Source organism: Collinsella sp. HCP3S3_E11 (assembly GCF_052067375.1).
Lineage (GTDB): Bacteria > Actinomycetota > Coriobacteriia > Coriobacteriales > Coriobacteriaceae > Collinsella.
This window is the reverse complement of record NZ_JBQHQI010000023.1, coordinates 1-3,927: the sequence shown is the minus strand read 5'-3', so window position 1 is coordinate 3,927 and position 3,927 is coordinate 1. Positions and strand designations below refer to the sequence as shown.

Annotated in this window: 2 rRNA genes; both read left to right on the top strand. The window is 63.5% G+C overall.

The features are described from left to right. The first annotated feature begins 76 nt into the window (after window positions 1-76). A 16S ribosomal RNA gene (locus ACTM86_RS08840) occupies window positions 77-1,582 on the top strand. A gap of 396 nt (window positions 1,583-1,978) precedes the next feature. Beyond that, window positions 1,979-3,927: ribosomal RNA gene (locus ACTM86_RS08835) — 23S ribosomal RNA — on the top strand; the annotation flags it as partial.

Here is a 3,927-nt window from a genome sequence, read left to right as displayed (position 1 = left end):
ACAGAACCATATGAATCGAACGGAACCGATCAGCGATGACTGAGAGGACCGGACGGGCTCGAGGCCCAAGCATATTTGGACGGAGAGTTCGATCCTGGCTCAGGATGAACGCTGGCGGCGCGCCTAACACATGCAAGTCGAACGGCACCTATCTTCGGATAGAGGCGAGTGGCGAACGGCTGAGTAACACGTGGAGAACCTGCCCCCTCCCCCGGGATAGCCGCCCGAAAGGACGGGTAATACCGGATACCCCCGGGTGCCGCATGGCGCCCGGGCTAAAGCCCCGACGGGAGGGGATGGCTCCGCGGCCCATCAGGTAGACGGCGGGGTGACGGCCCACCGTGCCGACAACGGGTAGCCGGGTTGAGAGACCGACCGGCCAGATTGGGACTGAGACACGGCCCAGACTCCTACGGGAGGCAGCAGTGGGGAATCTTGCGCAATGGGGGCAACCCTGACGCAGCGACGCCGCGTGCGGGACGGAGGCCTTCGGGTCGTAAACCGCTTTCAGCAGGGAAGAGACGAGACTGTACCTGCAGAAGAAGCCCCGGCTAACTACGTGCCAGCAGCCGCGGTAATACGTAGGGGGCGAGCGTTATCCGGATTCATTGGGCGTAAAGCGCGCGTAGGCGGCCCGGCAGGCCGGGGGTCGAAGCGGGGGGCTCAACCCCCCGAAGCCCCCGGAACCTCCGCGGCTTGGGTCCGGTAGGGGAGGGTGGAACACCCGGTGTAGCGGTGGAATGCGCAGATATCGGGTGGAACACCGGTGGCGAAGGCGGCCCTCTGGGCCGAGACCGACGCTGAGGCGCGAAAGCTGGGGGAGCGAACAGGATTAGATACCCTGGTAGTCCCAGCCGTAAACGATGGACGCTAGGTGTGGGGGGACGATCCCCCCGTGCCGCAGCCAACGCATTAAGCGTCCCGCCTGGGGAGTACGGCCGCAAGGCTAAAACTCAAAGGAATTGACGGGGGCCCGCACAAGCAGCGGAGCATGTGGCTTAATTCGAAGCAACGCGAAGAACCTTACCAGGGCTTGACATATGGGTGAAGCGGGGGAGACCCCGTGGCCGAGAGGAGCCCATACAGGTGGTGCATGGCTGTCGTCAGCTCGTGTCGTGAGATGTTGGGTTAAGTCCCGCAACGAGCGCAACCCCCGCCGCGTGTTGCCATCGGGTGATGCCGGGAACCCACGCGGGACCGCCGCCGTCAAGGCGGAGGAGGGCGGGGACGACGTCAAGTCATCATGCCCCTTATGCCCTGGGCTGCACACGTGCTACAATGGCCGGTACAGAGGGATGCCACCCCGCGAGGGGGAGCGGATCCCGGAAAGCCGGCCCCAGTTCGGATTGGGGGCTGCAACCCGCCCCCATGAAGTCGGAGTTGCTAGTAATCGCGGATCAGCATGCCGCGGTGAATGCGTTCCCGGGCCTTGTACACACCGCCCGTCACACCACCCGAGTCGTCTGCACCCGAAGTCGCCGGCCCAACCGAGAGGGGGGAGGCGCCGAAGGTGTGGAGGGTGAGGGGGGTGAAGTCGTAACAAGGTAGCCGTACCGGAAGGTGCGGCTGGATCACCTCCTTTCTAGGGAGACACATTCTTAGAGAGATCAACTTAACTCGAATGGAGGGCAGGAGCCCGTCCGGTGGATGTCTGGCCCGGATACGTCCCCGCAGCACCCGGTCCCCGGGGTCGCACCCGCGTACCTTGAGAGCCGCATAGCGATAGGAGAGAGATGGAAGATCATTCTTCCAGACTCGATTCTTTTCTGCGATCTAAACAGAGAATGATAGCAATCATTCATCCGATCCAAACAAGAGGAATTCACTTAATTATGAGTGAGGAGCATCTGATCGCGAGCACAGTGGAACACGCTGTGCCGCGGTATGAGATACCCGAATTGCGACATGAGAGCGCTATTCATGATATCGATTAATTTTCATTAGCGACACGTGGATATCCCGCGGGCCCGGAGCGGTCCCGCAAGATACCACGGGCGCACGGCGGATGCCTTGGCACAGGGAGCCGATGAAGGACGCGGCAAGCTGCGATAATCCCCGGCGAGGAGCACACATCCTTCGACCCGGGGGTCTCCGAATGGGCGAACCCATCCGTAGAGGTACGGATATCCCCCCGCTGAACACATAGGCGGGGGGAGGACAACCCGGGGAACTGAAACATCTAAGTACCCGGAGGAGAGGAAATCAATCTCGAGACTCCCCGAGTAGCGGCGAGCGAAAGGGGACCGATGGCCAAACCGTCGAGCGGGCGTACCCGGCAGGGGTTCCGCCGGCGGGGTTGCAGGGCCGCGCATCCGGGGGCTGCCGCCCCCGGGCGCAGGTCCGGCTGGGGAGCGGAACGGCATGGGAGGGCCGGCCGCAGCGGGTGACAGCCCCGTACGCGAACCCAGACCGGACGGCGCGACGCGGTCCCTGAGTAGGGCCGGGCACGTGAAACCCGGTCCGAACCTGGGTGGACCACCATCCAAGCCTGAGTACTACCCTGTGACCGATAGCGCACCAGTACCGTGAGGGAAAGGTGAAAAGCACCCCGGGAGGGGAGTGAAACAGTACCTGAAACCGTGCGCCCACGAGCAGTCGGAGCACCCTCCGGGGTGTGACGGCGTGCCTTTTGTAGAATGAGCCAGCGAGTCGCTGGCGCGGGGCGAGGTTAACCGAAAGGGAGCCGGAGCGAAAGCGAGCCTTAACAGGGCGACTTGAGTCCCGCGCCGCGGACGCGAAGCCGGGTGAGCTATCCGTGGGCAGGCTGAAGCGGGGGTAAGACCCCGTGGAGGGCCGAACGCACGTCGGTTGAAAACGGCGGCGATGACCTGCGGATAGGGGTGAAAGGCCAATCAAACCCGGAGATATCTCGTTCTCCCCGAAATAGCTTTAGGGCTAGCGTCGCGCGTTCACCGCCGGAGGTAGAGCACCGGATGGACGAGGGGGCTTCGCCGCCTACCGAATCCAACCGAACTCCGAATGCCGGCGGCCCAGAGCGCGGCAGTCAGAGCATGTGGGCTAAGCTGTGTGCTCGAGAGGGAAACAGCCCGGACCGCCCGCTAAGGTCCCCAAGTTCCAGCCGAGTGGCAAAGGATGTGCGTCCGCCCAGACAACCAGGATGTTGGCTTAGAAGCAGCCATGCATTCAAAGAGTGCGTAACAGCTCACTGGTCGAGTGGACATGCGCCGACAATACACGGGGCTAAGCTGGACACCGAAGCGGCGGGATTTTATCTATAGAATCGGTAGGGGAGCTTCCCATGGGCGGAGAAGCCGGAGGGCGACCGACGGTGGAGCGCATGGGAGTGAGAATGCTGGCATGAGTAGCGAGAGACGAGAGAGTAACTCGTCCGCCGTGAACCCGAGGTTTCCTGGGCAAGGCTAATCCTCCCAGGGTCAGTCGGGGGCTAAGGCGAGGCCGGGAGGCGTAGCCGACGCGCAGCAGGCAGACATTCCTGCACCGCGCACGCGGCGCTACGACCGACGGGGCGACGGATGGGGGTGGCTCGGCGGGGTTCTGGACGTCCCCGTGATGGAGCGCGGCCCGCGGACCAGGGAAATCCGGTCCGCAGAAGGGCGAGGCTCCGGACGAAGCACTTAAGCGAAGCGAGTGAGCCCGAGGTCCCTAGAAAAACCCCTAGGCAGGCGCGTGCGCGCCCGTACCGCAAACCGACACAGGTGGGTGGGTAGAACATACCGAGGCGATCGGGTCAACCATGGTCAAGGAACTCGGCACAATGGCCCCGTAACTTCGGGAGAAGGGGTGCCCGCGCGTACGTGAACGGACTTGCTCCGGGAGCGGAGGCGGGCCGCAGTGGAGAGGCCCAAGCGACTGTTTACCAAAAACACAGGACTCTGCAGAAGCCGCAAGGCGACGTATAGGGTCTGACGCCTGCCCGGTGCCGGAAGGTCACGCGGAGGAGTTAGC